This is a genomic window from Rhizobium sp. PAMB 3182 (assembly GCF_052908355.1).
This window is the reverse complement of the sequence record NZ_CM128607.1, coordinates 3,270,839-3,293,563: the sequence shown is the minus strand read 5'-3', so window position 1 is coordinate 3,293,563 and position 22,725 is coordinate 3,270,839. Positions and strand designations below refer to the sequence as shown.

General features: G+C 62.6%; 20 protein-coding genes. 14 read left to right on the top strand and 6 right to left on the bottom strand.

What is annotated here, in order from left to right; translation table 11 throughout:
• Window positions 1-19: 19 nt before the first annotated feature.
• The 6 genes from recQ to hutI form a co-directional block, all read right to left on the bottom strand.
• Window positions 20-1,873, bottom strand: coding sequence for a DNA helicase RecQ (gene recQ / locus ACU5AZ_RS15835; protein WP_446823298.1), 1,854 nt, complete (start codon window positions 1,871-1,873; stop codon window positions 20-22).
• Window positions 1,874-1,962: 89 nt separating this feature from the next.
• Window positions 1,963-2,559 (bottom strand): HutD/Ves family protein, encoded by a 597-nt coding sequence (locus tag ACU5AZ_RS15830; RefSeq protein WP_446823297.1) that lies wholly within the window; start codon window positions 2,557-2,559, stop codon window positions 1,963-1,965.
• 57 nt (window positions 2,560-2,616) lie between these two features.
• Window positions 2,617-4,290: a urocanate hydratase gene (gene hutU / locus ACU5AZ_RS15825; RefSeq protein ID WP_446823296.1), complete on the bottom strand. Its 1,674-nt coding sequence runs from the start codon at window positions 4,288-4,290 to the stop codon at window positions 2,617-2,619.
• Window positions 4,291-4,300: 10 nt separating this feature from the next.
• A complete protein-coding gene (hutG, locus tag ACU5AZ_RS15820; protein ID WP_446823295.1) occupies window positions 4,301-5,101 on the bottom strand; it encodes an N-formylglutamate deformylase in 801 nt (266 codons plus the stop codon).
• 1 nt (window position 5,102) lies between these two features.
• Complete coding sequence (hutH, locus tag ACU5AZ_RS15815) at window positions 5,103-6,638, bottom strand: histidine ammonia-lyase (protein WP_446823294.1); 1,536 nt, start codon at window positions 6,636-6,638, stop codon at window positions 5,103-5,105.
• Window positions 6,635-7,846, bottom strand: coding sequence for an imidazolonepropionase (gene hutI, locus ACU5AZ_RS15810; RefSeq protein WP_446823293.1), 1,212 nt, complete (start codon window positions 7,844-7,846; stop codon window positions 6,635-6,637). Before hutI ends, hutH begins: the two co-directional genes overlap by 4 nt.
• Window positions 7,847-8,013: 167 nt before the next feature.
• Here hutI and ACU5AZ_RS15805 point away from each other — a divergent pair, with 167 nt between their 5' ends.
• From ACU5AZ_RS15805 to ACU5AZ_RS15740, 14 genes are all read left to right on the top strand, one after another.
• Window positions 8,014-9,357, top strand: a complete 1,344-nt coding sequence (locus ACU5AZ_RS15805) for a formimidoylglutamate deiminase (RefSeq protein WP_446823292.1) — start codon at window positions 8,014-8,016, stop codon at window positions 9,355-9,357.
• Window positions 9,350-10,099, top strand: coding sequence for a histidine utilization repressor (hutC, locus tag ACU5AZ_RS15800; protein ID WP_446823291.1), 750 nt, complete (start codon window positions 9,350-9,352; stop codon window positions 10,097-10,099). Before ACU5AZ_RS15805 ends, hutC begins: the two co-directional genes overlap by 8 nt.
• 120 nt (window positions 10,100-10,219) lie before the next feature.
• The gene (locus ACU5AZ_RS15795) at window positions 10,220-11,149 is read left to right on the top strand and encodes an ArsR/SmtB family transcription factor (RefSeq protein ID WP_446823290.1); all 930 of its coding nucleotides are present in this window, start codon (window positions 10,220-10,222) and stop codon (window positions 11,147-11,149) included.
• Window positions 11,150-11,275: 126 nt separating this feature from the next.
• The gene (arfA, locus tag ACU5AZ_RS15790; protein ID WP_446823289.1) at window positions 11,276-12,787 is read left to right on the top strand and encodes an arabinosylfuranosidase ArfA; all 1,512 of its coding nucleotides are present in this window, start codon (window positions 11,276-11,278) and stop codon (window positions 12,785-12,787) included.
• Between the two features lie 9 nt (window positions 12,788-12,796).
• Window positions 12,797-13,867 carry an ABC transporter ATP-binding protein gene (locus tag ACU5AZ_RS15785; RefSeq protein WP_446823288.1) on the top strand — a complete coding sequence of 357 codons (1,071 nt, stop codon included), beginning with the start codon at window positions 12,797-12,799 and terminating at the stop codon, window positions 13,865-13,867.
• Between the two features lie 75 nt (window positions 13,868-13,942).
• Entirely contained in the window at window positions 13,943-15,217 is a 1,275-nt protein-coding gene (locus tag ACU5AZ_RS15780) for an extracellular solute-binding protein (RefSeq protein WP_446826023.1), read from the top strand.
• Window positions 15,218-15,277: 60 nt separating this feature from the next.
• Window positions 15,278-16,162 carry a carbohydrate ABC transporter permease gene (locus tag ACU5AZ_RS15775; protein ID WP_446823287.1) on the top strand — a complete coding sequence of 295 codons (885 nt, stop codon included), beginning with the start codon at window positions 15,278-15,280 and terminating at the stop codon, window positions 16,160-16,162.
• Window positions 16,159-16,986 carry a carbohydrate ABC transporter permease gene (locus ACU5AZ_RS15770; protein ID WP_446823286.1) on the top strand — a complete coding sequence of 276 codons (828 nt, stop codon included), beginning with the start codon at window positions 16,159-16,161 and terminating at the stop codon, window positions 16,984-16,986. The genes ACU5AZ_RS15775 and ACU5AZ_RS15770 overlap by 4 nt, the downstream gene beginning before the upstream one ends.
• Before the next feature lie 197 nt (window positions 16,987-17,183).
• The gene (locus tag ACU5AZ_RS15765; RefSeq protein ID WP_446823285.1) at window positions 17,184-18,146 is read left to right on the top strand and encodes a helix-turn-helix transcriptional regulator; all 963 of its coding nucleotides are present in this window, start codon (window positions 17,184-17,186) and stop codon (window positions 18,144-18,146) included.
• Window positions 18,147-18,374: 228 nt separating this feature from the next.
• Complete coding sequence (locus ACU5AZ_RS15760) at window positions 18,375-19,472, top strand: HD domain-containing phosphohydrolase (protein WP_446823284.1); 1,098 nt, start codon at window positions 18,375-18,377, stop codon at window positions 19,470-19,472.
• Window positions 19,469-19,795, top strand: coding sequence for an STAS domain-containing protein (locus tag ACU5AZ_RS15755; protein WP_446823283.1), 327 nt, complete (start codon window positions 19,469-19,471; stop codon window positions 19,793-19,795). The genes ACU5AZ_RS15760 and ACU5AZ_RS15755 overlap by 4 nt, the downstream gene beginning before the upstream one ends.
• On the top strand, window positions 19,792-20,160 hold the full coding sequence (locus ACU5AZ_RS15750) for a response regulator (RefSeq protein WP_446823282.1): 369 nt from the start codon (window positions 19,792-19,794) through the stop codon (window positions 20,158-20,160). The genes ACU5AZ_RS15755 and ACU5AZ_RS15750 overlap by 4 nt, the downstream gene beginning before the upstream one ends.
• On the top strand, window positions 20,157-22,202 hold the full coding sequence (locus ACU5AZ_RS15745) for a chemotaxis protein CheA (protein WP_446823281.1): 2,046 nt from the start codon (window positions 20,157-20,159) through the stop codon (window positions 22,200-22,202). Before ACU5AZ_RS15750 ends, ACU5AZ_RS15745 begins: the two co-directional genes overlap by 4 nt.
• On the top strand, window positions 22,199-22,711 hold the full coding sequence (locus tag ACU5AZ_RS15740; RefSeq protein WP_446823280.1) for a chemotaxis protein CheW: 513 nt from the start codon (window positions 22,199-22,201) through the stop codon (window positions 22,709-22,711). Before ACU5AZ_RS15745 ends, ACU5AZ_RS15740 begins: the two co-directional genes overlap by 4 nt.
• Window positions 22,712-22,725: the final 14 nt, after the last annotated feature.

Genomic DNA, 22,725 nt, shown 5'->3' with positions numbered 1-22,725 from the left:
CTGAGCCGCCCGCCGAGCGCTATTCGTGCGCCCGGATGACGGCGAGGAATTCGTCTCCGAAGCGTTCCAGCTTCGACTGGCCGACGCCGGAGATGCCGAGCAATGCCTCGCGATCGGTCGGCCGTTCGGTGGCGAAGGCGACCAGTGTCGTGTCCGGAAAGACGACATAGGGCGGCACGGAGAGCCCCTTGGCGATTTCCATGCGCGCAGCCCTCAGCGCTTCGAACAGCTCCATGTCGCGCCCTTCCAGCGCCGCCTTGGCGGTCGCCGCGCGGGCCGAGCCCCCCTTGGAGGCCTTGCCGCGCGTCGGACGGTCCTTGCGGAACAGGACCTGGCGTTCGCGCTTGAAGACGGCGCGCGCTTCCGGCTCCAGCTTCAGCGCGCCAAAGGCCTCGTGGTTGACGCTGACGAGACCGGCGGCCAGCAATTGCCGGTAGACCGACTGCCATGTCTTGGCCGGCACATCCTTGCCGGCGCCGAAGACCGGCATGTCGACATGGCCGAAGCGGGTGGTCTTCTCGTTCTCGTTGCCCATCAGCACATCGATCAGATGGCCCGCCCCGAAGCGTTCGCCGGTGCGGTAGATGGCGGCGAGCGCCTTTATCGCCGCATCCGTGCCGTCCCAGGTCTCGACCGGCTTCAGGCAGGTGTCGCAATTGCCGCAATGGCCGGGATGCGACTCGCCGAAATGCGCCAGGATTGCCTGCCGCCGGCATCCCGGCGTCTCGCAGATGGCCAATAGCGCATTGAGCTTCGCCCGTTCGACACGCTTGATCTCGATCGCGGAATTGCCGCCGTCGATCATCCGTCCGCGCTGAATGACGTCGGCCATGCCGTAGGCCATCCAGACCTCCGATGGCAGACCGTCACGGCCGGCGCGTCCCGTTTCCTGGTAATAGGCCTCGACCGAGCCCGGCAGGTCGAGATGGGCCACATAACGCACGTTCGGCTTGTCTATCCCCATGCCGAAGGCGACGGTTGCCACCAGGCAGAGATCCTCTTCCTTGAGAAACGCGTCCTGGTTGGCGTCGCGAACCTCGCGCTCCATGCCGGCATGATAGGCAAGCGCGCGGATGCCCTGCCCGTTCAGCCATTCCGCCGTCTCCTCGACCTTGGCACGCGACAGGCAATAGACGATGCCGCTCGCCCCCTTGTGCCGCGACAGGAACTGAAGGAGCTGCTGGCGCGGCTGGTCACGCTCGACAATCTCGTAGGCGATGTTCGGCCGGTCGAAGGAAGTGGTGAAGACCTTGGCGGACGACAGATTGAGCCGCGCGATGATATCCTCGCGGGTGTGCGGATCGGCGGTAGCCGTCAGCGCCATCCTCGGCACGCCGGGATAGTCCTCGGCGAGCTTGCCGAGCTCGCGATATTCCGGCCGGAAGTCGTGGCCCCATTGCGACACGCAATGCGCCTCGTCGATCGCAAACAGCGCAATCCGCGCATTGCCGATCATGTCCTTGAAGCCGGGCGTCGCGATGCGTTCCGGCGTCACGTACAGGAGATCGAGCTCGCCCGCGCCGATCGCCCGCCGCACATCCATGAACTCCTCGCGTGACAGCGACGAATTGAGCGCTGCGGCACGCACGCCAAGCTGCTTCAATGCCTCCACCTGGTCGCGCATCAGCGCGATCAGCGGCGAAACGACGATGCCGACGCCATCCCGGCAGAGGGCGGGCACCTGAAAGCAGAGCGACTTGCCGGCCCCGGTCGGGAAAAGCACGACGGCATTGCCGCCGGACACCACCTGTTCGACAACCTCCGCCTGCCGGCCGCGAAAGGCAGGATAGCCGTAAACCCGCTTCAGGACGGCGAGCGGATTGCGCGGGTCGTCGTCGAAAAAGGGCTCGATGCGGTGGGGAGACTGCGGCATGGAATCGCTTTCGTGGAAGAATTTACGCCATTATGGCACAGCGATCCCTTGGGCGTGACCCCTGCCGCCATCATTCCCAAGAACAGTCCTCAGGCCGGCCCGATGACCACCGCGAGAATACGGCTATCCATCCCGGCATGAACACGCGCCAAGCCGATGCCATCGGCCGGATGCAGCAGCGTTTCATCGGCAGCCAGTGCGAAGGTCTGGCCGCCGATGACGACGTCCGCCGAACCTTCACAGCAGTAGACCAGCAGACACGCCCCTTGGGGCAGATCGATATCCCTCGAGCCTTCCGCAATCGCCAGAACCGTGTGCCGGCAGCGGCCACGCCGCGTCATGATGTTGAAATCAGTGAGTGGCCCGTCGATCAGCCGCGCACGGGTCTCTGCGTCGGCGGCAAAGCTGTGCGGCGCGCTCTCGGCCGTAAGCGTGATGGAGTCATCACCGGCAACGAAAAGTTCGAGCCCCTTGCCGGTCAGGACAGACAAGGTCCGGTCGATATCGGGAAAGCGTGAGAAAGGCCCGTCCTCGACGACGCTCGCCATGCTGACACGCCAGTCGAACGTGTCGAGCGTCGCACCGGGCGGATGGATGGCGATCTCGACGGTGACGCCGCCGCCGTTCTTCCACGGCATGCGGCGGTAGTCATCAGGACGCAGGATTCTAGCGACGTTGGCTGCCATAGCAGACCTCCAGAATGAAAGACCCCGGACCAGCGTCCGGGGCCTCAATGTCGAGCCTCAGTTGCCGAGAATACCCGGCAGGCGCAGGCCCTGCTCGCGGGCGCAATCGAGCGCGATGTCGTAGCCGGCATCGGCGTGACGCATGACGCCGGTCGCCGGATCGTTCCAGAGAACGCGGCCGACGCGGGCGGCGGCATCATCCGTGCCGTCGCAGCAGATGACCATGCCGGAATGCTGCGAGAAGCCCATGCCAACGCCGCCACCGTGATGCAGCGACACCCAGGTTGCGCCCGAAGCGCAGTTCAGGAGTGCGTTCAGGAGCGGCCAGTCGGACACGGCGTCCGAGCCGTCCTTCATCGCTTCCGTCTCGCGGTTCGGCGAAGCGACCGAGCCGCTGTCGAGATGGTCGCGGCCGATCACGATCGGCGCCTTCAGCTCGCCGTTGCGAACCATTTCGTTGAAGGCGAGGCCGAGGCGATGACGATCACCGAGACCAACCCAGCAGATGCGCGCCGGCAGGCCCTGGAAAGAGATGCGCTCGCGCGCCATGTCCAGCCAGTTGTGCAGGTGCGTGTTGTCCGGCAGCAGCTCCTTCACCTTGGCGTCGGTCTTGTAGATGTCCTCCGGATCGCCCGAGAGAGCGGCCCAGCGGAACGGGCCGATACCGCGGCAGAACAGCGGCCGGATATAGGCCGGCACGAAGCCCGGGAAGGCAAAGGCGTTTTCAAGCCCTTCGTCCTTGGCCACCTGGCGGATGTTGTTGCCGTAGTCGAGCGTCGGAACGCCGGCATCCCAGAAGGCGAGCATGGCTTCAACGTGCTCGCGCATGGAGGCGCGGGCAGCCTTTTCGACGGCCTTCGGATCACTTTCGCGCTTGGCCCGCCATTCGGCCATCGTCCAGCCCTTCGGCAGATAGCCGTTGATGGGATCATGGGCGGAGGTCTGGTCGGTGACGATGTCGGGGCGGATGCCGCGCTTGACCATTTCCGGCAGGATGTCGGCGCAGTTGCCGAGAAGGCCGACAGACTTCGCCTCGCCCGCCTTCGTCCAGCGGTCGATCATTTCCATGGCCTCATCCAGCGTCTCCGCCTTCTCGTCGAGATAGCGGGTGCGCAGGCGGAAATCGATGGAATCCGGATTGCATTCGATCGCCAGGCAGGAGGCTCCGGCCATGACCGCGGCGAGCGGCTGGGCGCCACCCATCCCGCCGAGACCGCCGGTCAGGATCCACTTGCCCTTCAGGCTGCCGCCGTAATGCTGGCGTCCGGCTTCGACGAAGGTCTCGTAAGTGCCCTGCACGATGCCCTGGCTGCCGATATAGATCCACGAACCGGCCGTCATCTGGCCGTACATGGCGAGCCCTCGTCTGTCGAGCTCGTTGAAATGATCCCAGGTCGCCCAGTGCGGCACGAGGTTGGAATTGGCGATCAGCACGCGCGGCGCGTCCTTGTGCGTCTTGAAGATGCCGACCGGCTTGCCGGACTGCACGATCAGCGTCTCGTTTTCTTCCAGGTCCTTGAGGCTGGCGACGATGCGGTCGAAATCCGACCATGTTCGCGCGGCGCGGCCGATGCCGCCATAGACGACCAGTTCGTGCGGGTTTTCCGCTACCTCCGGGTCGAGATTGTTCATCAGCATGCGGAGCGGCGCTTCCGTCATCCAGCTCTTGGCGTTGAGTTCGGTGCCACGCGGGCTGCGGACGTCACGAATGTTATGGCGCGGATTGTCCATGATGATCCTCCTAGATCCGGGCGGAAAGCGCGATCCTCTCGATGCGCTCCAGAATGTCTTTCAGGTGAATGCGAAGGCGAGCGGCCTTGTCGGCGTCATAGGCAAACGGCGGCGCTTCCGTCGCCAGATGGGTCGACTGCGCGAGCTCCATCTGGATGGCGTGGACGCCGTCCTGCGGCCGGCCGTAGTGCCGCGTCGTCCAGCCGCCCTTGAAACGGCCGTTGACGATGTGGGTGTAGCCGGAGGCGGAAGCGACGACGTTTTCCACGGCCGCCTCGATTTCCGGCGCGCAGGTGATCCCGAGATTGGTTCCGACGTTGAAATCCGGCAGCGTGCCATCAAACAGGAACGGGATCACCGAGCGGATCGAATGGCAGTCGTAGAGGACGGCGATGCCGTGGATCGACTTTACCCGCTCGATTTCGGCGGCGAGCGCCGCATGATACGGCGCATGGAAGCTGGCGACGCGTTCGGCGATATCGGCCTCAGTCGGCTCTTCACCGGTCTTCCAGATCGGCTTGCCGTCGAAATCCGTCGTCGGCACGAGTTCCGTGGTGTTCTGTCCCGGATAGAGACTGCCTCCCGCCGGGTCGCGGTTGGCGTCGATCACGTAGCGATGGAAGGTCGCCCGGACACTCGTCGCGTCGGCCAACAGCCCGTCATAGAGCTCATGGATATGCCAGTCGGTATCGGCGAGCAGCCGGCCATTGTCGTTCAGTCGGCTCCGGATATCCTCCGGTACGTCCGTACCGGTATGCGGCAGGCCCAGGATGACGGGCGAAGTGCCCTGCTTGATGTCGACAACAGCCATCTTACGCCTCCAGAACCGGCAGGATACCGGGACTGATTGCCGCGTTCAGCGCGCCGGTGGCAACCAGATCGGTGGCGGCGGCGAGATCGTCAGCCATGTAGCGGTCGACCTCGAGCGATGCGACCGCGTCGCGCACCACCTTCATCGCCTTCATCAGTTCCGGGCTGGTCGTCAGCGGACCGCGGAACTCCACGCCCTGCACGGCGGTGAGCGCCTCGATGCCGATGATAGAGAACAGGTTTTCCGTCATCTGCAGGAGCCTCCGCGCGCCATGGCAGGCCATGGAGACGTGGTCTTCCTGGTTGGCCGAGGTCGGCGTGGAATCGACGGAGGCCGGATGCGTCATCTGCTTGTTTTCGCTCATCAGCGCCGCGGACGTCACTTCGGCGATCATCAGACCCGAATTGAGGCCGGGCTTCTTGGCGAGGAAGGCCGGCAATCCGTAGGAAAGCGCCGGATCGACCAGAAGCGCGATGCGTCGCTGTGCGATCGCACCGATTTCCGAAACGGCGATGGCGATCTGGTCGGCGGCGAATGCCACCGGCTCGGCGTGGAAATTGCCGCCCGAAACGACAGAGTTGTCCGAGAGCACCAGCGGGTTGTCGGTGACGGCATTCGCCTCGATTTCGAGCGTGCGTGCCGCCATGCGCAGAAGATCGAGGCACGCGCCGTCGACCTGCGGCTGGCAGCGGATGCAATAGGGGTCCTGCACGCGCTCGTCACCCTGGATGTGGCTTTCGCGGATGACCGAACCTTCGAGCAGGTTGCGCAGCGCGCTGCCGGCGTCGATCTGGCCCTTGTGGCCGCGAAGCGTGTGAATGTCCGGATGGAACGGCGCCGAGGACCCCATCGCGGCGTCGGTCGAAAGCGCGCCGGTGACGAGCGCGCTGCTGGCGGCCCGATGGGCGCGGAAGAGACCGGCAAGGGCGAGCGCCGTCGATGTCTGCGTGCCGTTGATGAGCGCCAGGCCTTCCTTGGCGGCAAGCTCGACGGGCTGCAGACCGGCCTTGTCAAGCGCGGCGGCAGCCTTCATGCGTTCGCCGGCGAAGAATGCCTCGCCATGCCCCATCATCGCGGCGGCCATGTGGGCGAGCGGCGCCAGGTCGCCGGACGCGCCGACGGATCCCTTTTCCGGGATCACCGGAATGACGCCCTTCTCCAGCATGTCCTCGATCAGCCGCACCACCACCATGCGCACGCCGGAAGCCCCGCGACCAAGCGAGATGAGCTTCAGCGACATGATCAACCGGACGATGTTTTCCGCAAGCGGCGCACCGACGCCGCAGCAATGCGACAGGATCAGGTTGCGCTGCAGCGTGGCGACGTCGGCGGCATCGATCTTGATCGAGGCGAGTTTGCCGAAGCCGGTGTTGATGCCGTAGACCGGCTCGTTGCCGGCGGCGATTTCGGCGATGCGTGCCGCCGCCTTCTCGATGCCGGCGTGATAGGACGGCTCGATCCGGGCGGGCTCACCCGTCCAGTAGATCGTTTCCAGCTCGCTGAGAGCGACATGACCGGGTTTCAGAACGATGGTCATCTTGCGATCCATTCTCCCTTGAAGATCCTTGCGTGTAGCGGATTGAAGCCGATGCGGTAGACAAGCTCCGCCGGGCTATCGATGTCCCAGATGGCGAGATCGGCGGACTTGCCCGGCGCAATCGTACCGGTCTCGGACTGCAGGCCGAGCGCGCGGGCCGCCTCCCGGGTGGCACCGGCGATGCATTCCCCGACCGTCAGCCCGAAGAGCGTCGCCGACATGTTCATGGTCAGAAGCAGCGAAGTGAGCGGCGAGGTGCCGGGATTGCTGTCCGTCGCAATCGCGATGCGGGTGCCGGCATCCCGAAGCGCCTGCACCGGCGGCTTCTGCTTTTCATTGAGCGCATAGAAGGCGCCCGGCAGGAGGACGGCGACCGTTCCCGCTTTCGCCATGGCTTGGGCGCCATCTGCATCGAGATATTCCAAGTGGTCGGCGGAAAGCGCTCCGTAGGAAGCGGCAAGCCTGGCGCCGCCAAGATTGGAGAGCTGCTCGGCATGCAGCTTGACCGGCAGGCCAAGCGACTTGGCCAGATCGAAGACCCGGGCGATCTCGTCCGGCTGGAAGGCGATTCCTTCGCAGAATCCGTCGACGGCATCGACCAGCCCTTCGGCGTGCGCCTGACGGAGCGCCGGCAGCACGACGTCGGTGATGTAATCGGCGTTGCGGCCCTTGTATTCGACCGGACTGGCATGCGCGCCAAGGAATGAGGTCACGACGCGGACCGGCCGGATTTTCTCGATGGCGCGGGCCGCGCGCAGCATGTTGAGCTCCGCCTCTATACTGAGGCCATAGCCCGACTTGATCTCGATGGTGGCAACGCCTTCGGCGAGCAGCGTGTCGAGGCGGGCAAGCGAGACACTGACGAGACCGTCGACGTCGAGCGCACGCGTGGCGTTGACAGAGGAGACGATGCCGCCGCCGGCACGGGCGATTTCCTCATAGGTCGCGCCGTCGAGCCGCATTTCGAATTCGCGGGCGCGATTGCCGCCGTAAATGATGTGCGTGTGGCAGTCGATCAGCGCCGGTGTGACCCAGCGTCCGCCGAGGTCCTTCACCTCGACATCGGCCGCAGCACCGTCCGGCAATTGGCTTTCCTCGCCCACCCAGGCAATCCGGCCGTCATGCAAAAGGACGGCACCCTTGTCGATCACACCGAGGCCATTGTCGGTAGCGTCAAGCGTCGCGATCCGCGCATTCCTGAGCAACATCTCTCCACCTCTTCAGCCTTGCAAAGCGGCCCATGACTGCGCCTGCCTTTGCATTTTCGCTTTTCTTTGTGTCAAATATGTATATACATAAAAATCGCATTGCAAGCGAATTTTGAGAAGCCCGGTTGCAGCGGATTGCCGGCACCGGACCAAGAGGAGGCTCACGAATGGCTGTGTTCGCCGAGAAGGCCCTGCTGGCCGAAGGCTGGAGAAAAAATGTCCGCATCACGTTCGACGGCCGCCTGATCGGCTCCGTGACACCGGATGCGACGCCGCAGGCCGGCGACGAGCGTCATGCCATAGTCGTTCCCGGCATGCCGAATCTCCATAGCCACGCCTTCCAGCGCGCCATGGCCGGCCTCGCCGAAGTGCGCGGCCCGGCAAGCGACAGCTTCTGGAGCTGGCGGACCGTGATGTACGACTTCGCACTGTCCATGACACCGGACCAGATCGAAGCGGTCGCGGCCCAGCTCTACATGGAAATGCTGGAGGCGGGCTTCACCCGCGTCGGCGAATTCCATTATCTGCACCACCAGAAGGATGGTCGGCCCTACGCCAATATCGCCGAGCATGCCGAACGGATCGGCGCGGCCAGCGCCACTGCCGGCATCAACCTCACCCTCCTGCCCGTCTTCTACGCGCACTCGAACTTTGGCGGCCAGCCGCCGATCGACGGCCAGCGGCGTTTCGTCAATTCACTGGACAGCTTTGCAAGGCTGATGGAAGCAAGCGGCAAGGTGACCGCCGGGCTGGACGGCGGCGAGCTGGGCCTCGCCTTGCACAGCTTGAGAGCCGTGACGCCGGATGAACTGCAGACACTGGTGAAGGCGCATGGCGACGGACCGATCCACATCCATGTCGCCGAGCAAGTGAAGGAAGTCGAGGATTGCGTCACCTGGTCGGGTGCGCGGCCGGTCGAATGGCTGCTCGCCAACGCCCCGGTCGACCAGCGCTGGTGCTTCATCCACGCCACCCACATGACCGATGCGGAAACTTCCGGGATGGCGACGCGCGGTGCTATCGCCGGGCTCTGCCCGATCACCGAGGCCAATCTCGGCGACGGCATCTTTCCGGTCGAGACCTTTCTTCGGAACGGCGGCCAGTTCGGGGTGGGCTCCGATTCCAACATCTCGATTTCGGTCGCCCACGAATTGCGCCAGCTTGAATATTCCGAGCGCCTGGGCCTGCGCGCCCGCAATGTCATCGCTGCTGCGGGTCAATCCACCGGGCGGCGGCTCTTCGACGGGGCCCTTGCCGGCGGGGCGAAGGCACTCGCAAGCGGAACCGGATTGATCGCGGGAGCGCCCGCCGACCTGGTATCACTTGACGCGGAGACTGTGTTCGTGCGCACGGATGACCAGCTGCTCGACCACTGGATCTTCGCCGATGGCGTCTCCGTCGACAGCGTATGGGCAAGCGGCCGCAAATGTGTAACAGGCGGCCAGCACATCGACCGCCGTCGCATCGCCGATCGATTCCGCAACACCATGAGAGAGCTGATCGATGGCTGACAGGACGGACACGACCGGCAAGAACGATCCCGCCCGCTCATCCCTCCACAAGACAATCCTGGGGGATCTGGAGCGCAAGATCGTCTCCGGCGAATGGCCACCCGGCCATCGTCTGCCGTTCGAGGTCGACCTTGCCGCCTCCTACGATGTCTCACGCATGACCATGAACAAGGTCATGACGCAGCTGGCCAAATCGGGCCTCATCGAGCGTCGCCGGAAGTCGGGCAGCTTCGTCGCCCAGCCGCGCGGGCAATCGGCAATCCTGGAGATCACCGACGTCGAGGCCGAAGTTCGCGCCATGAAACTCCCCTACGCCTACCGGCTCCTATCCAGGACCCAGCGCGGAGCGACGGCAGCGGACGCCGCCGCCCTCGAGGTCCGCAAGGGAACCGGCCTCATCGAGATACGCGGCCTGCACATGGCCGGCGGCGAACCCTTCTGCATGGAGGAACGGCTGATCAACCTCGATACCGTGCCGGATGCCGAGGGCGCCACCTTCGCCGATGGACCATCCGGCGCCTGGCTTTTGAAGCAGGTGCCCTGGAGCACCGCCGAACACAAGATTTTCGCCGTCAACGCCTCGGCCGAAACGGCCCGGCACCTGCAGGTTCCGGCAAGGACTGCCTGCCTGCTGATCCAGCGCCGCACCTGGAGCGAGGTCGGCCCGGTCACCTTCGTCCGCTTCACCTATCCCGGTGAAAAGCACGTCATCGCCGCGACCTTCGCCCCGGTCGCCGGCTGAGGACATCGCGCTCGCGTCCGGCAAGACAGCCAATCTCTGGCGCCGCCCCCGTATCGATTTGTAAATATCGAAAAATACGATATAGACATGGGAATCTGATCAATACGCCAGGACGCCGGCATGAATCCGAAATTTCTCGTCATCGACCCGGAAAAGGACGCCGTCCTGTTGAAGGCCGTCGCCTCCCTGCCCCGCCTGCAGCTGCTGCAGGAACTGGCCAAGAACCCGGGCATGAATGTGAACGAGCTTGCCGAGGCCGCCGGATTGCCGCAGTCTTCTGCATCCTCTCACCTCCAAAGCCTTGAAAGCGCAGGGCTTATTCGCACGGAAGTAAAGAAGGCTCGCAAGGGCAGCCAGAAGGTCTGCTATGTCGTCTATGACGAGCTCGTGCTGGCGTTTAATCCATCGCCCACCAAGATCATGCCGAACCGGATCGAGGTGTCGATGCCGCTCGGGCTCTATACCGGCAGCACGGTCACCGGCCCCTGCGGCATCTGTTCGACCGAAGGCATCATCGGCCTGCTCGACGTTCCCGACACCTTCATGGACCCGGAACGGATGCGGGCGAACCTTTTGTGGTTTACCAGCGGCTTCATCGAATATCAGTTCCCCAACAATGCCAAGCTCAAGGGCGTCGGCGTCGAAAGCCTTGAAGTGGTTATGGAAATCAGCTCGGAAGTGCCGGGAACCTTAAGCAACTGGCCGTCCGACATCCTCCTCTCGATCAACGGCAAGGAGATCGGTGTCTGGACCTCGCCCGGCGATTTCGGCGATCATCGCGGCCTGCTCACCCCCACCTGGTGGAAGCTCAAGGGCTCGCAATACGGCATGCTGAAGACCTGGATGGTCGGGCCGGACGGAACCTATGTCGACGGCCAGAAGATCTCCGACGTCGTCATCGCCGACCTCGATATCGACAATCACCGTTCGATACGGTTGAAGATCGAGGTCAAGGCCGACGGCCGTCATCCGGGTGGCGTCAACATCTTCGGCCGCGGCTTCGGCAACTATGATCAGGACATAATTTTGCGCCTGAATACAGTTGCTTAGCGGAAACGCCTTCCCCTCTGTGCGCTGCAGCACATTAAGCCTGTTGACAAAAAGCCGGCTTGCCATGAGTTTATCGTCAATTCAGATGCATATCTGATTAATCGATATACAAATTGGGAGGATAGAATGGAAGCACGCGTTGCTGTCCATCGGGATTTTCGTGTCAGTACGATCGACAACCGGCTGTATTCCGCGTTCATCGAGCATATGGGTCGGGCGATCTACAGCGGCATCTACGAGCCCGGGCACCCCGAAGCCGATGCCAACGGATTCCGCAAGGACGTGCTGAAATTCGTCCGGGATCTGAAGATCCCGGCGATCCGCTATCCGGGCGGAAACTTCGTCTCCGCCTACAATTGGGAAGACGGTCTTGGGCCCAAGGACAAGCGTCCCGTCCGCCTCGATCTTGCCTGGCGCTCGAAGGAAACCAACCAGGTCGGCATCGACGACTTCGCCATCTGGGCGGAAATGGCCGGCATCGACATGATGCTCGCCGTCAACCTCGGTTCGCGCGGACTGGAAGACGCCCGCAACTTCCTCGAATACGTCAATTTCCCGGGCGGCACGACCTTGAGCGATCGCCGCCGCGCCAACGGCCGCAACGAGCCCTATGGCGTCAAGATGTGGTGCCTGGGCAACGAGATGGACGGCCCCTGGCAGATCGGCCACAAGGTCGCCACCGAGTACGGCCGCCTCGCCAACGAGACCGCCAAGGCCTTCAAGGGCTTCGATCCGACCATCGAGGCCATCGTCTGCGGCAGTTCCAACGACGGCATGCCGACCTATCCGGAATGGGAGCGCCAGGTTCTCGAGGAATGCTACGAGAACGTCGACTACATCTCGCTGCACAAATATTTCGGCAACAACAGCAAGGACACGCTGAACTACTTCGGCAAGATCGAGGAAACCGGCCGATATATCCAGACGATCGCCGGCACCATCGACTACGTGAAGTCGAAGAAGCGCGCCAAGAACGACGTCCATATCTGCTTTGACGAATGGAACGTCTGGTACCACATCCGCGAGGAAGACGGTCGCCGGATCAAGCAGTGGGACTGGCCGGAAGCGCCGGCGCTGCTGGAGGAAGACTACAATTTCGAGGACGCACTCTTCGTCGCCGGCCTCCTCAACGAGTTCATCCGCCGCTCCGACCGCGTCCGCATCGCCTGCATTGCCCAGCTGGTCAACGTCATTGCCCCGATCCGCGCCGAAAAGGGCGGCCCGGCCTGGCGCCAGACGATCTACTATCCCTACCAGATGGCCTCGCTCTATGGCCGCGGCGATGCGCTGAACGTCGCCGTCAGCGGTCCGACCTATGACTGCCGCGTCGCCGACGACGTCAATTATCTCGACGTTTCCGCGGTCCACGACAAGGAAGGCGGCATGCTGACGCTGTTCATCGTCAACCGCCACCTGACGGAGAAGGCCGATCTCGACGTCTCGCTGACCGGCTTTGCCAGTCCGTCGCTCGCCGAGCACTTCGCCATGCAGGGCTACGGGCTGGAGGAAACCAACGGCCCGGACCGCCAGGATCACGTCAAGCCGACCAACGGTTCGGGCGTCGGCATGGAGGACGGCAAGCTCAAGGGTTCGCTGGCACCTCTGTCCTACCACGTCCTGCGCCTCGAGGTCAGCTGAGGCGGGATCATGAGCATTCAGCTTCGCAATGTGAAGAAGAGCTACGGGAGCCTCGGCGTCATCCATGACGTGTCGCTGGAAATCCCGAAAGGCGATTTCGCCGTGTTCGTCGGACCGTCGGGCTGCGGAAAGTCGACGCTTCTGAGAATGATCGCCGGGCTGGAGGAAACCTCAGGCGGGTCGATCATGATCGAAGGCAAGGATGTGACCAATGTGGAACCCGCTGACCGCGGCGTCGCCATGGTGTTCCAGTCCTATGCGCTCTATCCGCATCTCTCCGTCTTCGAGAACATGGCCTTCTCGTTGCGGCTGAGGCGGGCGCCGAAGGCCGAAGTGCAGGAGATGGTGCACGAGGCGGCCCGCATTCTGCAGCTCGAGGAGGAGTTGCAGAAGAAGCCGTCGCAGCTGTCGGGCGGCCAGCGCCAGCGCGTTGCCATCGGCCGGGCGATCGTCCGCCAGCCGAAGGTCTTCCTGTTCGATGAACCGCTGTCGAACCTCGACGCGGAACTGCGCGTGCAGATGCGCCTCGAGCTTGCCCGCCTGCACAAGCAGATCGGCGCCACCATGATCTATGTGACGCATGACCAGGTCGAGGCGATGACGCTCGCCGACCAGATCTTCGTGCTCAAAAAAGGCGTTCTGCAGCAATCCGGCAGGCCGCTCCAGCTCTACGACGATCCCGACAACCAGTTCGTCGGCGGCTTCATCGGTTCGCCGGCCATGAACTTTCTGTCAGCGACGGTGCGCGGACGGGATGAAACCGGCCTGAAGGTCGAACTGGACGGCACCGGCGCCGTCATGAGCGCGGCCGTCACCGGCGATCTCGCCGTCGGCATGCAGCTGACGGCCGGCATGCGTCCGGAGCACCTGAACATCGGCGACGGCGGCTTTGCCGCGACGATAGAAATGGCTGAGGATCTCGGCGGCGTCTCCTATCTCCACACCCGGCTGCAGGACGGCCGCGAAATCGTGGTCGAGCGCCGCGGCAGGCGCGATGCGAGCGGCGGCGAGACGATCCATCTCACCTGCAAACCGGAGAACCTGATGCTGTTTTCCAGAGACGGCAGCCGGCTGCGCTAGCGCGTTTTCGTTTCATTACCAGGAGCCGCCAGAGGGAGCGATTGGCGGTTTGTCACAACAAGGGAGGAAAGCATGATGAAATATCTGAAGGCACTTTTGATGACGAGCGTCATCGGCCTGACGGCGCTGCCGGCACTGGCTCAGGAAAACATCGTCTGGTGGGATTTCCTGAGCGGCGGCGACGGCGTGCGCATGAAAGCCCTGATCGACAGCTTCAACAAGGAGCATCCCGACATCCAGATCAGCGGCACGACGCTGGAATGGGGCGTCCCCTTCTATACCAAGGTCCGCACATCCGTTGCCGTCGGCGAAGGTCCGGACATCATGACCTACCACCTGTCGCGTGCAACGCTCGGCCTCGAGGAAGGCGTCTTGAGCGAGATCACCGACGAGGACCTTAAGAATGCCGGCCTCAGCCGCAGCGACTTCTTCGAAGCCCCGATCAAGGCGGCGACCTATGACGGCAAGCTCTACGCCGTGCCGTTCGATATCCACGCCATCATCCTCTATTACAATGCCGACGCACTGAAAGGTTCGCCCTATCTGGACGACAACGGCAAGCTGACCGGCATCAAGACGCTCGCCGACTTCGAAGGAGCGCTGAAGTGGCTGAAGGACAACGGCATGGACACGCCGCTGACCTACCAGACCGGTGGCGATGGCGGCGTCTGGCGCGTCTTCTATACGCTTCTCAAGCAACAGGGCGGCGAGTTCATCGCCGACGGCCAGGTCCTGCCGGGCGACAACGCCGCCAAGGCCGCCAAGGCGATCGAGACCATGACTCATTGGCAGCAGGAAGGCTGGGCGCCGCAGCAGGCCGAATACGAAGCCTCCGTCGCGCTGTTTTCGTCCGGTAAGTCCGCCTTCCAGCTGAACGGCGTCTGGGAAGTCCCGACCTTCAACGACCTCGAATCCAGCGGCAAGCTCGGCTTCAAGTGGGGCGCGGTCGAAATCCCGCCGCTGATGGGCGAGCCGGCGACCTGGGCGGATTCTCACGCCTTCGCCATTCCGAACGAGGGCGACAAGACGATCTCCGGCGAAAAGCGCAAGGCGGTCATGGAAGTGATCGGCTGGATGGAGAAGCATGCCATCAAGTGGGCCTCAGCCGGCCACATCCCGGCCTACAAGCCGGTCACCGAAAGCGACGAGTACAAGGGCATGGAACCGAACGCCACCTATGCGTCGCTCGCCGAACATGCCGCTTACGACCCGCAGACCCGCGTGACCGGCGTCGCCTCGCCTGCCTATGACGCTGCGATCAACATCATCTCACCGGCGATCCATGGCTACATGAGCCCCGAGGACGCCGTGACGCAGATCCAGGAGGAACTGCAGGGCCAGCTGAAATAGCGCCTAGTCGCCCCGGCGGGCTTCCCGCCGGCCGGGGCCGTCCAGACGGAGAAAAATGCCATGGCCATGATTGAAAACCGGCGTAAGAAGTCGCTGATCGCGTTGTCGATGGTGGCGCCGTTCGTCATCACCTTCACGCTCTTCTTTCTTTATCCGGTCGTCGAAATGGTGCGCCTCAGCTTCACCGACGCGCCGCTGATAGGCCCCGGCAACTGGGTCGGCTTCGACAACTACGTCAAGCTGATCACCGATCGCCTGTTCATCACCTCGCTGAAGAACAACGGTTATTTCATCCTGCTGACGGTCGTTCCGACAACGATCATCGCGCTGATGATCGCGCTCGCCGTCAACCGGTTGAGCGGCGCGTTGCAGGCGCTCGTCATGACGCTCTTCTTTCTGCCCTATGTCCTGCCGGTCTCCGTGGTCACGGAAATCTGGGCGTGGATGCTGGATTTCCAGTTCGGCGTCCTGCAGCCCCTCATCTCGCTGATTTCGGGCAAGCCGGTCGCGGTCTTCAAGAACCCCTATTGGGTCATGCCGACGGTTGCGGTGGTCACGATCTGGTGGACGAACGGCTTCAACGTTCTTCTGTTCATCGCGGGTCTGCGCAATATCCCGAAGGAACTCTATGAGGCCGCCGCACTCGACGGCGCCACCAGCTGGCAGCGGTTTCGCCGCGTCACCTGGCCACTTCTGTGGCCGGTCACCGCGCTCGTCCTCACCCTGCAACTGATCCTGCAGCTGAAGATCTTCGACCAGATTTATCTCCTGAGCCAGGGCGGTCCATTCAACTCGTCCTACGTTCTGCTGCTCAAGGTCTACCGCGAAGCTTTCCAGCTCAATCACGGCGGCTATTCCTCCGCCGTCGCCACAGTTCTGTTCATCCTGATCGCCGGCGTCTCGGTGCTTCAGTTCCAGCTTCTTCGCATCAGGAGGGGTCAATGAGCCCGGCGCGCCGCACCGAAAACATCATCCTGACGCTGGTGACGCTGACGGCAGCCGCCATCTGGATCTTCCCGCTCTACTGGGCCTTCATCACCTCGATCCGCTCGGAAGAGCGCGTTGTCAGCAATGCCAGCCTCCTGCCGGACGAATTCCAGCTCACTGCCTATATTGAGGCCATCTTCAATACGAAGATCATGACCTGGTACTTCAACTCGGTCGGCACGGCCGTCATCGTCACCGTGGTCGTCATCCTGTTCTCGCTGATGTGCGCCTATGCCATCTCGCAGATCCGCTTTCCCGGCCGCCGGCTGCTCTATGGCATTGTCCTTGCAAGCTTCATGGTGCCGACCCAGGCCCTCGTCGTCACCCAGTTCATCCTCATGCACAAAATGGGTCTCATCAACACCTGGGGCGGCATCATCCTGCCGCAGCTGATCGTGCCGGTGGTGATCATCGTCTACAAGCAGTTCTTCGACGCCGTGCCGAAGGAAATGCGCGAGGCAGCGGTGCTCGACGGCGGCGGCGAATACACCATCCTCTTCAAGGTCTACCTGCCGCTCAACTGGGGCATCACTACCGCGCTTGCGATCATCACCTTCATCGGCGTCTGGAATGCCTTCTTCTGGCCCTTCCTGATCATCACGTCGGAAGACATGATGACGATCCCGGTCGGCATCACCCAGGTCAACGATGCTTTCGGCGTGCATTACGCCCGGCTGATGTCGGTCGCCCTGCTCGCCGCCATGCCGGTGGCGGTCGCCTATCTCATCTTCCAGAAGAAGGTGACGGAGGCGGTGATGATCTCGTCGGGGGTCAAGGGCTAGGGTTTCAATCCGGCAGCGCCGGAGCCGGGTGGGGCGGAAATTGCCGGTCGCATTTCCCGACGACACCAATAATGGTCGTTCCGGCCTTGACCGATGACATCCCGGTCATGTGCACTTACATCTTGAACGATGTAAGAAGATGACACGGCGCGGGGTCAAGACTTGCCACACCTCCCGCGGCCGGGAGCCCTGTAAACATGTTACGCAAATGCCTGATCGAGACGAGCGATCCCGCCGAGTTCCGGAAAGCGGTGGGAGCGCTGATCAGTGCCCCGAGGCTGGATCCGATAGCTGGACAGACCGAGCTGGACATCCGATTCCAGGTTTCCATCGTCCGCAACATGAAGCTGACGCAGGCCTCGACGCGGAGCGGATACGTCTTCTCCCACGCTCTCGGCAACAGCGACTGCTTCGGGATATTCTTCGTCAAGTCGGGACGCATCCGCTTCAAGCGCAAAGGCGAAAGCGTCGACATAGGCGCAGGCGCAGCCTATCTGGCGGTCAATACGGATGACATGGTCATAAACGCCTCCGCCGGATCGAGTCTCGTCTACGCGGAAATTCCCCAGGCACGATACGCATCGCTCGCATCGACGCATGAGATCGATCCGACAGAGAAGCTCGCGAGCCTGGAAGCGGTGGCCAGCATCGAAGCGCACGGACTTTCGATCGTCGAACAGATGGCAATGGTGCTGATTGGCGACGGATCCGAGGTGCATCCCTTGCTGAAATCTCCCTTTGCCGCCCTTCAGGTGAAGGAGGCGATCGTGGCCGCTTTCATAGAATATTGGCCGTCCAAGGCCTCGACCGGCGGAATGACAGCGTATCGCGGCACGGTGAGGCGGACCATCTCCTGGTTGCACGAGCACCTCTCGGAAGACTTCACGATTGAGGATGTTGCGAGGGTGGCAGGTGTCAGCATGCGAGGCCTCCAGCAGGCATTCAAGGATGAGATTGGAGCAAGTCCGACGAATTACGTCCAGAAGTTGCGCCTTCAGAGGGTCCGTCAGGACCTTCTTGATCCCTCATGTCCGGGGACGGTGAAGGAAATCGCCTTCAAATGGGGGTTTCGGCATCTCGGATATTTCGCGTCGCGCTATCGAACCCTCTACGGCGAATCACCATCCGAGACGCGGAAAAAGCGGGCAAGACCAACCTAAAGATATATCACAAATGCGAAAAGCGATCACGCGAACGCATAATTTCAGTATCCTAATGTAAACACAGCGGAATTTTAAGGCGACATTAAGGTTTACAACCATTAGCTATACCCGCCCCAAGCCTTTGTGTAATGGCTTCTTCCGCATGATGCGGTTCTCAACTGAACACCATTTCAAGCTTTTTTAATTTGCGCGTCGGTGATGCCCTCGCGCGAAGCGGGGAATTTCATGCGTGTAGTAATTGTCGATGACAGTGCATCTGTCGTCTCCTTCCTGCAGAACGCCATCGCCAAAATCGAAGGCACGACAATCAGCACGTTCACCAAGCCGCTCGATGCGCTGAACGAACTGAGACAGAATGAAGCCGACCTGCTACTCGTCGACTATACGATGCCACGGATGAACGGTGTCGAATTGATCCGGAAGGTCAGGCGTCACGCGATGACCCCGGACATCCCCATCATCATGCTAACCTCTGAAACCGACGCCGGCATCAAGCTGGCCGCGATGGAGGCCGGCGCGACGGAATTCGTCAACAAGCCGATCGATACGGCGGAACTGACGATCCGGGTCCGCAACCTGATGAACCTCTGGTGCGCGCAGCGCAGCCTGGGGGAACGGGCAACGCAGCTCGAACGCGATATCGCTGCCGCCCGCCAACAGATCGCCCGGCAGGAAGAGGAACTCATCTGGCGGCTGTCGAAAGCCATGGCCTGCCGCGATGGAGAGACGGCCGAACATGTGGCCCGCGTCGCCGCGGTCGCCAGCCTGATCGGCGAGGAGCTCGGCCTCGACGCCAAGCTGGTGCGCACGATCTACCTCGCCTGCCCGCTTCACGATGTCGGCAAGATCGGCATTCCAGACGCCATCCTGCTCAAGCCAGGCAGCCTGAGCGCCGAAGAGTTCGACAAGATGCGCCAACATTCCGCCCTCGGCGCCGAAATCCTCAGCGAGAGTTCGTCGCCGGTCGTGCAGATGGCCGCCCGGATAGCCGACAGCCATCATGAGAAATGGGACGGCAGTGGCTATCCGAAGGGTCTCCGGCAGGACGAGATTCCGATCGAGGGTCGTGTGGTCGCCGTAGCCGACGTCTTCGACGCCCTCTGCAGCGAACGCCCCTACAAGAAGCCCTGGCCAGTCGACAAGGCATTCCAGGAGATCGTCCGCAGCAGCGGCAGCCACTTCGATCCCGCCTGCGTGGCGGCCTTCTGCCGGCAATGGCAGAAAATCAGCCAGCTCTACAAGGAGCCGGACCAGTCTTCGGCGGACGACGCACGGTCTTCCGCTACCTCCCACCCACTCTCAAAGACCGGGAAAGTCGCATGACGGAACATGACGAAATTCTGCGCCTCGACGGCGCGCTTACGATCAAGACTGCGGCCGATGTCAAGGAGCGGATCTCCGCCTCAATGGAAGCCGCCTCTGCCCGCGGCGTGCCTTTGCGCATCGACATCGACGAAGACGCCGAATGCGACCTGACGACGCCGCAGCTGCTGCTGTCTGCCTTCAAGACGGCGGAGAGCAAGGGCATCGACCTGGTCTTGAACGCCCCCGCCGAGGGCTCGTTTCCCACCACTTTGCAGCGCGGCGGCTTTCTGGCCGACGGCGCTGAATCGAAAGAATACTGGACAAAAGGATTTCAACAATGAGCGCAAACATTCTGACCGTCGACGATTCCGCGAGCATTCGGCTGACGACGCGCATTGCCCTCACCGGAGCCGGCTACACGGTGACGGAAGCGGTGGACGGCGCTGACGGCCTCAACAAGATGAAGGCCGGCAGCTTCGACCTGATCGTCACCGACCTCAACATGCCCAACATGGACGGCCTGACCATGATCCGCAGCTTGCGGCAGTTGCCGGCCTATATGGGCACGCCGGTCGTCTTCCTGACGACCGAATCCGATGGAGAGCTCAAGCAGCAAGCCAAATCCGCCGGCGCGACAGGCTGGCTGACCAAGCCGTTCGAGCCCGACACTCTCGTCAAGATCGTACGTAAGGTTCTCGGTCGATGAACAATCTGGATCCGATCGCAGTTTTTATGACCGAGGCCGCCGAACAGCTTGAGCTGATCGAGGCCGGTCTTCTCGATTTGACGCGCGATCTAGATGATCGTGCCCAGATCGATGCCGTCTTCCGTGGCCTGCACACCCTGAAGGGCTCGGGCTCGATGTTCGGTTTCGATCAGCTCGCCGCCTTCACGCATCACTGCGAAACGGCCTTCGATCGAGTCCGCAAGGGCGAGGCACCGGCCACCGAAGAGCTGGTCGGCGCCGTTCTCGATGCCCAGGGTCACATGCAGGCGCTGCTTGAAACACCGAACGGCGATCACGAAGAGATGAGCCGCAGGCTTCTGGAAAACCTGCAGCGCGCCGTCGACGGCGCCGGCGGCGCGCCGGTTCGCAGTGCCACGACCGGCGCACCCGCCGCTGCGGCTGCGGCTGTGAGCACCGTCGCATCCGGAAAGCGCTCGTGGCTGCTGAAGTTCAGCCTGCCGGCGAATGCCATGATCAACGGCACCAACCCGCTCGGACTTTTGGATGAGCTGAGGGACCTCGGTGAATGCGAAATCGTCGCGGAAACGGACAAGATCCCGCTGCTCGACGATCTTGATCCGCGCGAGATCCACCTCTCCTGGACCGTCTCGCTGGTGACCGACAAGCCGCAGAGCGAAATCGAGGACGTCTTCATCTTTGTCATGGATGACATGACCATGGACCTGAAGGATGTCACCCCAGCGGCGACAGACGTCGCGGTCGAAGCCGGCTCCGAGGCAGTGACGACCGAAAAGACCGGGTCCATGCCGACGCCGGCCGTCCGCGAAGCTGCCGCTTCCGGCGACAATGCAAAGGCCCAGCCGCAGGACGCGAAGGCGCAGAAACAAGCCGACAATGTCCGTGTTCCGGCGCTCCGCCTCGACGAAATGATGGACCGCGTCGGCGAACTCGTGATCGCGCAGTCGCGGCTCAGCCAGATGACCAGTTCGCTCGCCGATCTCGGCCTGCGGTCGGTCTCCGAGGAAATCGAGCGGCTGTCCGGCGAATTGCGCGACACGATGATGGTGCTGCGGATGATGCCGGTGGCAAGCCTCTTCAGCCGCTTCCGCCGTCTCGTGCACGACCTCGCCCGTGAAACCGGCAAGGACATCGAGCTGGTCACCGAAGGCGAGACCACGGAAGTCGACAAGACCGTCATCGACCGGCTCGCCGATCCGCTGATCCACCTTGTCCGCAACTCCATCGACCATGGCCTGGAAAACCCGCAGGACCGCATCGCCGCCGGCAAGTCTCCGACCGGACGCGTTCAGCTGACCGCCCACCAGACGGGCAGCGAAGTGGTCATCACCATCAAGGACGATGGCCGCGGCATCGACCGGGAACGGGTCCGCGCCAAGGCAGAAGCCAACGGCCTCATCCAGCCCGGCCAGCAGCTGACGGACCAGGAACTGCTTCAGCTGATCTTCCAGCCGGGCTTCTCCACCGCCGAGAAGGTCACGAACCTCTCCGGCCGCGGCGTCGGCATGGATGTGGTCAAGAAGACGATCGAGACGCTTCGCGGCGCAATCGACGTCAAGTCGGAGTTCGGCACGGGGTCGGAAATCGCCCTCAGAATTCCGCTGACGCTCGCCATCATCGACGGTCTTCTGGTGCGGGTCGGAAACGGCAATTACGTCATCCCGCTCTCGGCGGTCGAGGAATGCCTCGAGCTGTCGGTGGAAGAGGACCTTCGTTCGCGTGGCCGCAGCTTCATCTCGCTGCGCGATCATCTCGTGCCCTTCATCCGGCTGCGGGAACTCTTCCGCACGGGCACCGAACCGGAAAAATTCCAGAAGGTCGTCGTCATCTCGACCGGCAGCGAACGCGTCGGGCTGGTGGTCGACCAGATCATCGGTGACCACCAGACGGTGATCAAGTCCATGTCGAAACTTCACAACAACGTCTCGTCCTTCTCGGGGGCGACGATCCTAGGCGACGGCAACGTGGCGCTCATTCTCGACGTCACGCATCTGGTCGCCGCGGGCCAGCACCAGGAAGCACAAGTGAGGGCAGCAGGATGACAAACACAGCCAGCAAAGCGGACCACAGCGCTCTGTGGAAGGACGAGGAGGAACTCTCCGTCCTCACCTTCAGCCTCAACGGCGAAATCTTCGCGATCGAAGCGATCATCGTCCAGGAAATCCTGGATCTGCTACCGGAAACGAGCGTACCGGGCAGCCTGCCCTTCGTCGGCAGCGTCATCAACTTCCGCGGCAAGGTCATCCCGCTCGCCGACATTCGAGTCGCTTTCGGCATGGAAGCTGCGGAAGTCACGATCGACAGCCGGATCGTCGTCACGGAACTCGAACTCGACGGCGAACAAGCCCTGATCGGCATTCGGACGGACAAGGTCTACGAAGTTACCCGTCTTTCCGCCAGCGCCAGCGAACCGCCTCCCATCGTTGGGATGCGCTGGCGCCCCGACTACATTCACGCGCTCGTCAAGCGCGAGGGTGAATTCATCATCGTCCCCAATCTTCAAGCAATCTTCTCGTCGCAGAGCGGGCAACCGATCAAAGCCACGGCGTGACCACTGAACCAGAG

Excerpts from the sequence above, each read along its gene's own strand:
- recQ (WP_446823298.1), bottom strand. The coding sequence starts at position 1,873 with ATGCCGCAGTCTCCCCACCGCATCGAGCCCTTTTTCGACGACGACCCG.
- ACU5AZ_RS15830 (WP_446823297.1), bottom strand. The coding sequence starts at position 2,559 with ATGGCAGCCAACGTCGCTAGAATCCTGCGTCCTGATGACTACCGCCGC.
- hutU (WP_446823296.1), bottom strand. The coding sequence starts at position 4,290 with ATGGACAATCCGCGCCATAACATTCGTGACGTCCGCAGCCCGCGTGGC.
- hutG (WP_446823295.1), bottom strand. The coding sequence starts at position 5,101 with ATGGCTGTTGTCGACATCAAGCAGGGCACTTCGCCCGTCATCCTGGGC.
- hutH (WP_446823294.1), bottom strand. The coding sequence starts at position 6,638 with ATGACCATCGTTCTGAAACCCGGTCATGTCGCTCTCAGCGAGCTGGAA.
- hutI (WP_446823293.1), bottom strand. The coding sequence starts at position 7,846 with ATGTTGCTCAGGAATGCGCGGATCGCGACGCTTGACGCTACCGACAAT.
- ACU5AZ_RS15805 (WP_446823292.1), top strand. The coding sequence starts at position 8,014 with ATGGCTGTGTTCGCCGAGAAGGCCCTGCTGGCCGAAGGCTGGAGAAAA.
- hutC (WP_446823291.1), top strand. The coding sequence starts at position 9,350 with ATGGCTGACAGGACGGACACGACCGGCAAGAACGATCCCGCCCGCTCA.
- ACU5AZ_RS15795 (WP_446823290.1), top strand. The coding sequence starts at position 10,220 with ATGAATCCGAAATTTCTCGTCATCGACCCGGAAAAGGACGCCGTCCTG.
- arfA (WP_446823289.1), top strand. The coding sequence starts at position 11,276 with ATGGAAGCACGCGTTGCTGTCCATCGGGATTTTCGTGTCAGTACGATC.
- ACU5AZ_RS15785 (WP_446823288.1), top strand. The coding sequence starts at position 12,797 with ATGAGCATTCAGCTTCGCAATGTGAAGAAGAGCTACGGGAGCCTCGGC.
- ACU5AZ_RS15780 (WP_446826023.1), top strand. The coding sequence starts at position 13,943 with ATGAAATATCTGAAGGCACTTTTGATGACGAGCGTCATCGGCCTGACG.
- ACU5AZ_RS15775 (WP_446823287.1), top strand. The coding sequence starts at position 15,278 with ATGGCCATGATTGAAAACCGGCGTAAGAAGTCGCTGATCGCGTTGTCG.
- ACU5AZ_RS15770 (WP_446823286.1), top strand. The coding sequence starts at position 16,159 with ATGAGCCCGGCGCGCCGCACCGAAAACATCATCCTGACGCTGGTGACG.
- ACU5AZ_RS15765 (WP_446823285.1), top strand. The coding sequence starts at position 17,184 with ATGTTACGCAAATGCCTGATCGAGACGAGCGATCCCGCCGAGTTCCGG.
- ACU5AZ_RS15760 (WP_446823284.1), top strand. The coding sequence starts at position 18,375 with ATGCGTGTAGTAATTGTCGATGACAGTGCATCTGTCGTCTCCTTCCTG.
- ACU5AZ_RS15755 (WP_446823283.1), top strand. The coding sequence starts at position 19,469 with ATGACGGAACATGACGAAATTCTGCGCCTCGACGGCGCGCTTACGATC.
- ACU5AZ_RS15750 (WP_446823282.1), top strand. The coding sequence starts at position 19,792 with ATGAGCGCAAACATTCTGACCGTCGACGATTCCGCGAGCATTCGGCTG.
- ACU5AZ_RS15745 (WP_446823281.1), top strand. The coding sequence starts at position 20,157 with ATGAACAATCTGGATCCGATCGCAGTTTTTATGACCGAGGCCGCCGAA.
- ACU5AZ_RS15740 (WP_446823280.1), top strand. The coding sequence starts at position 22,199 with ATGACAAACACAGCCAGCAAAGCGGACCACAGCGCTCTGTGGAAGGAC.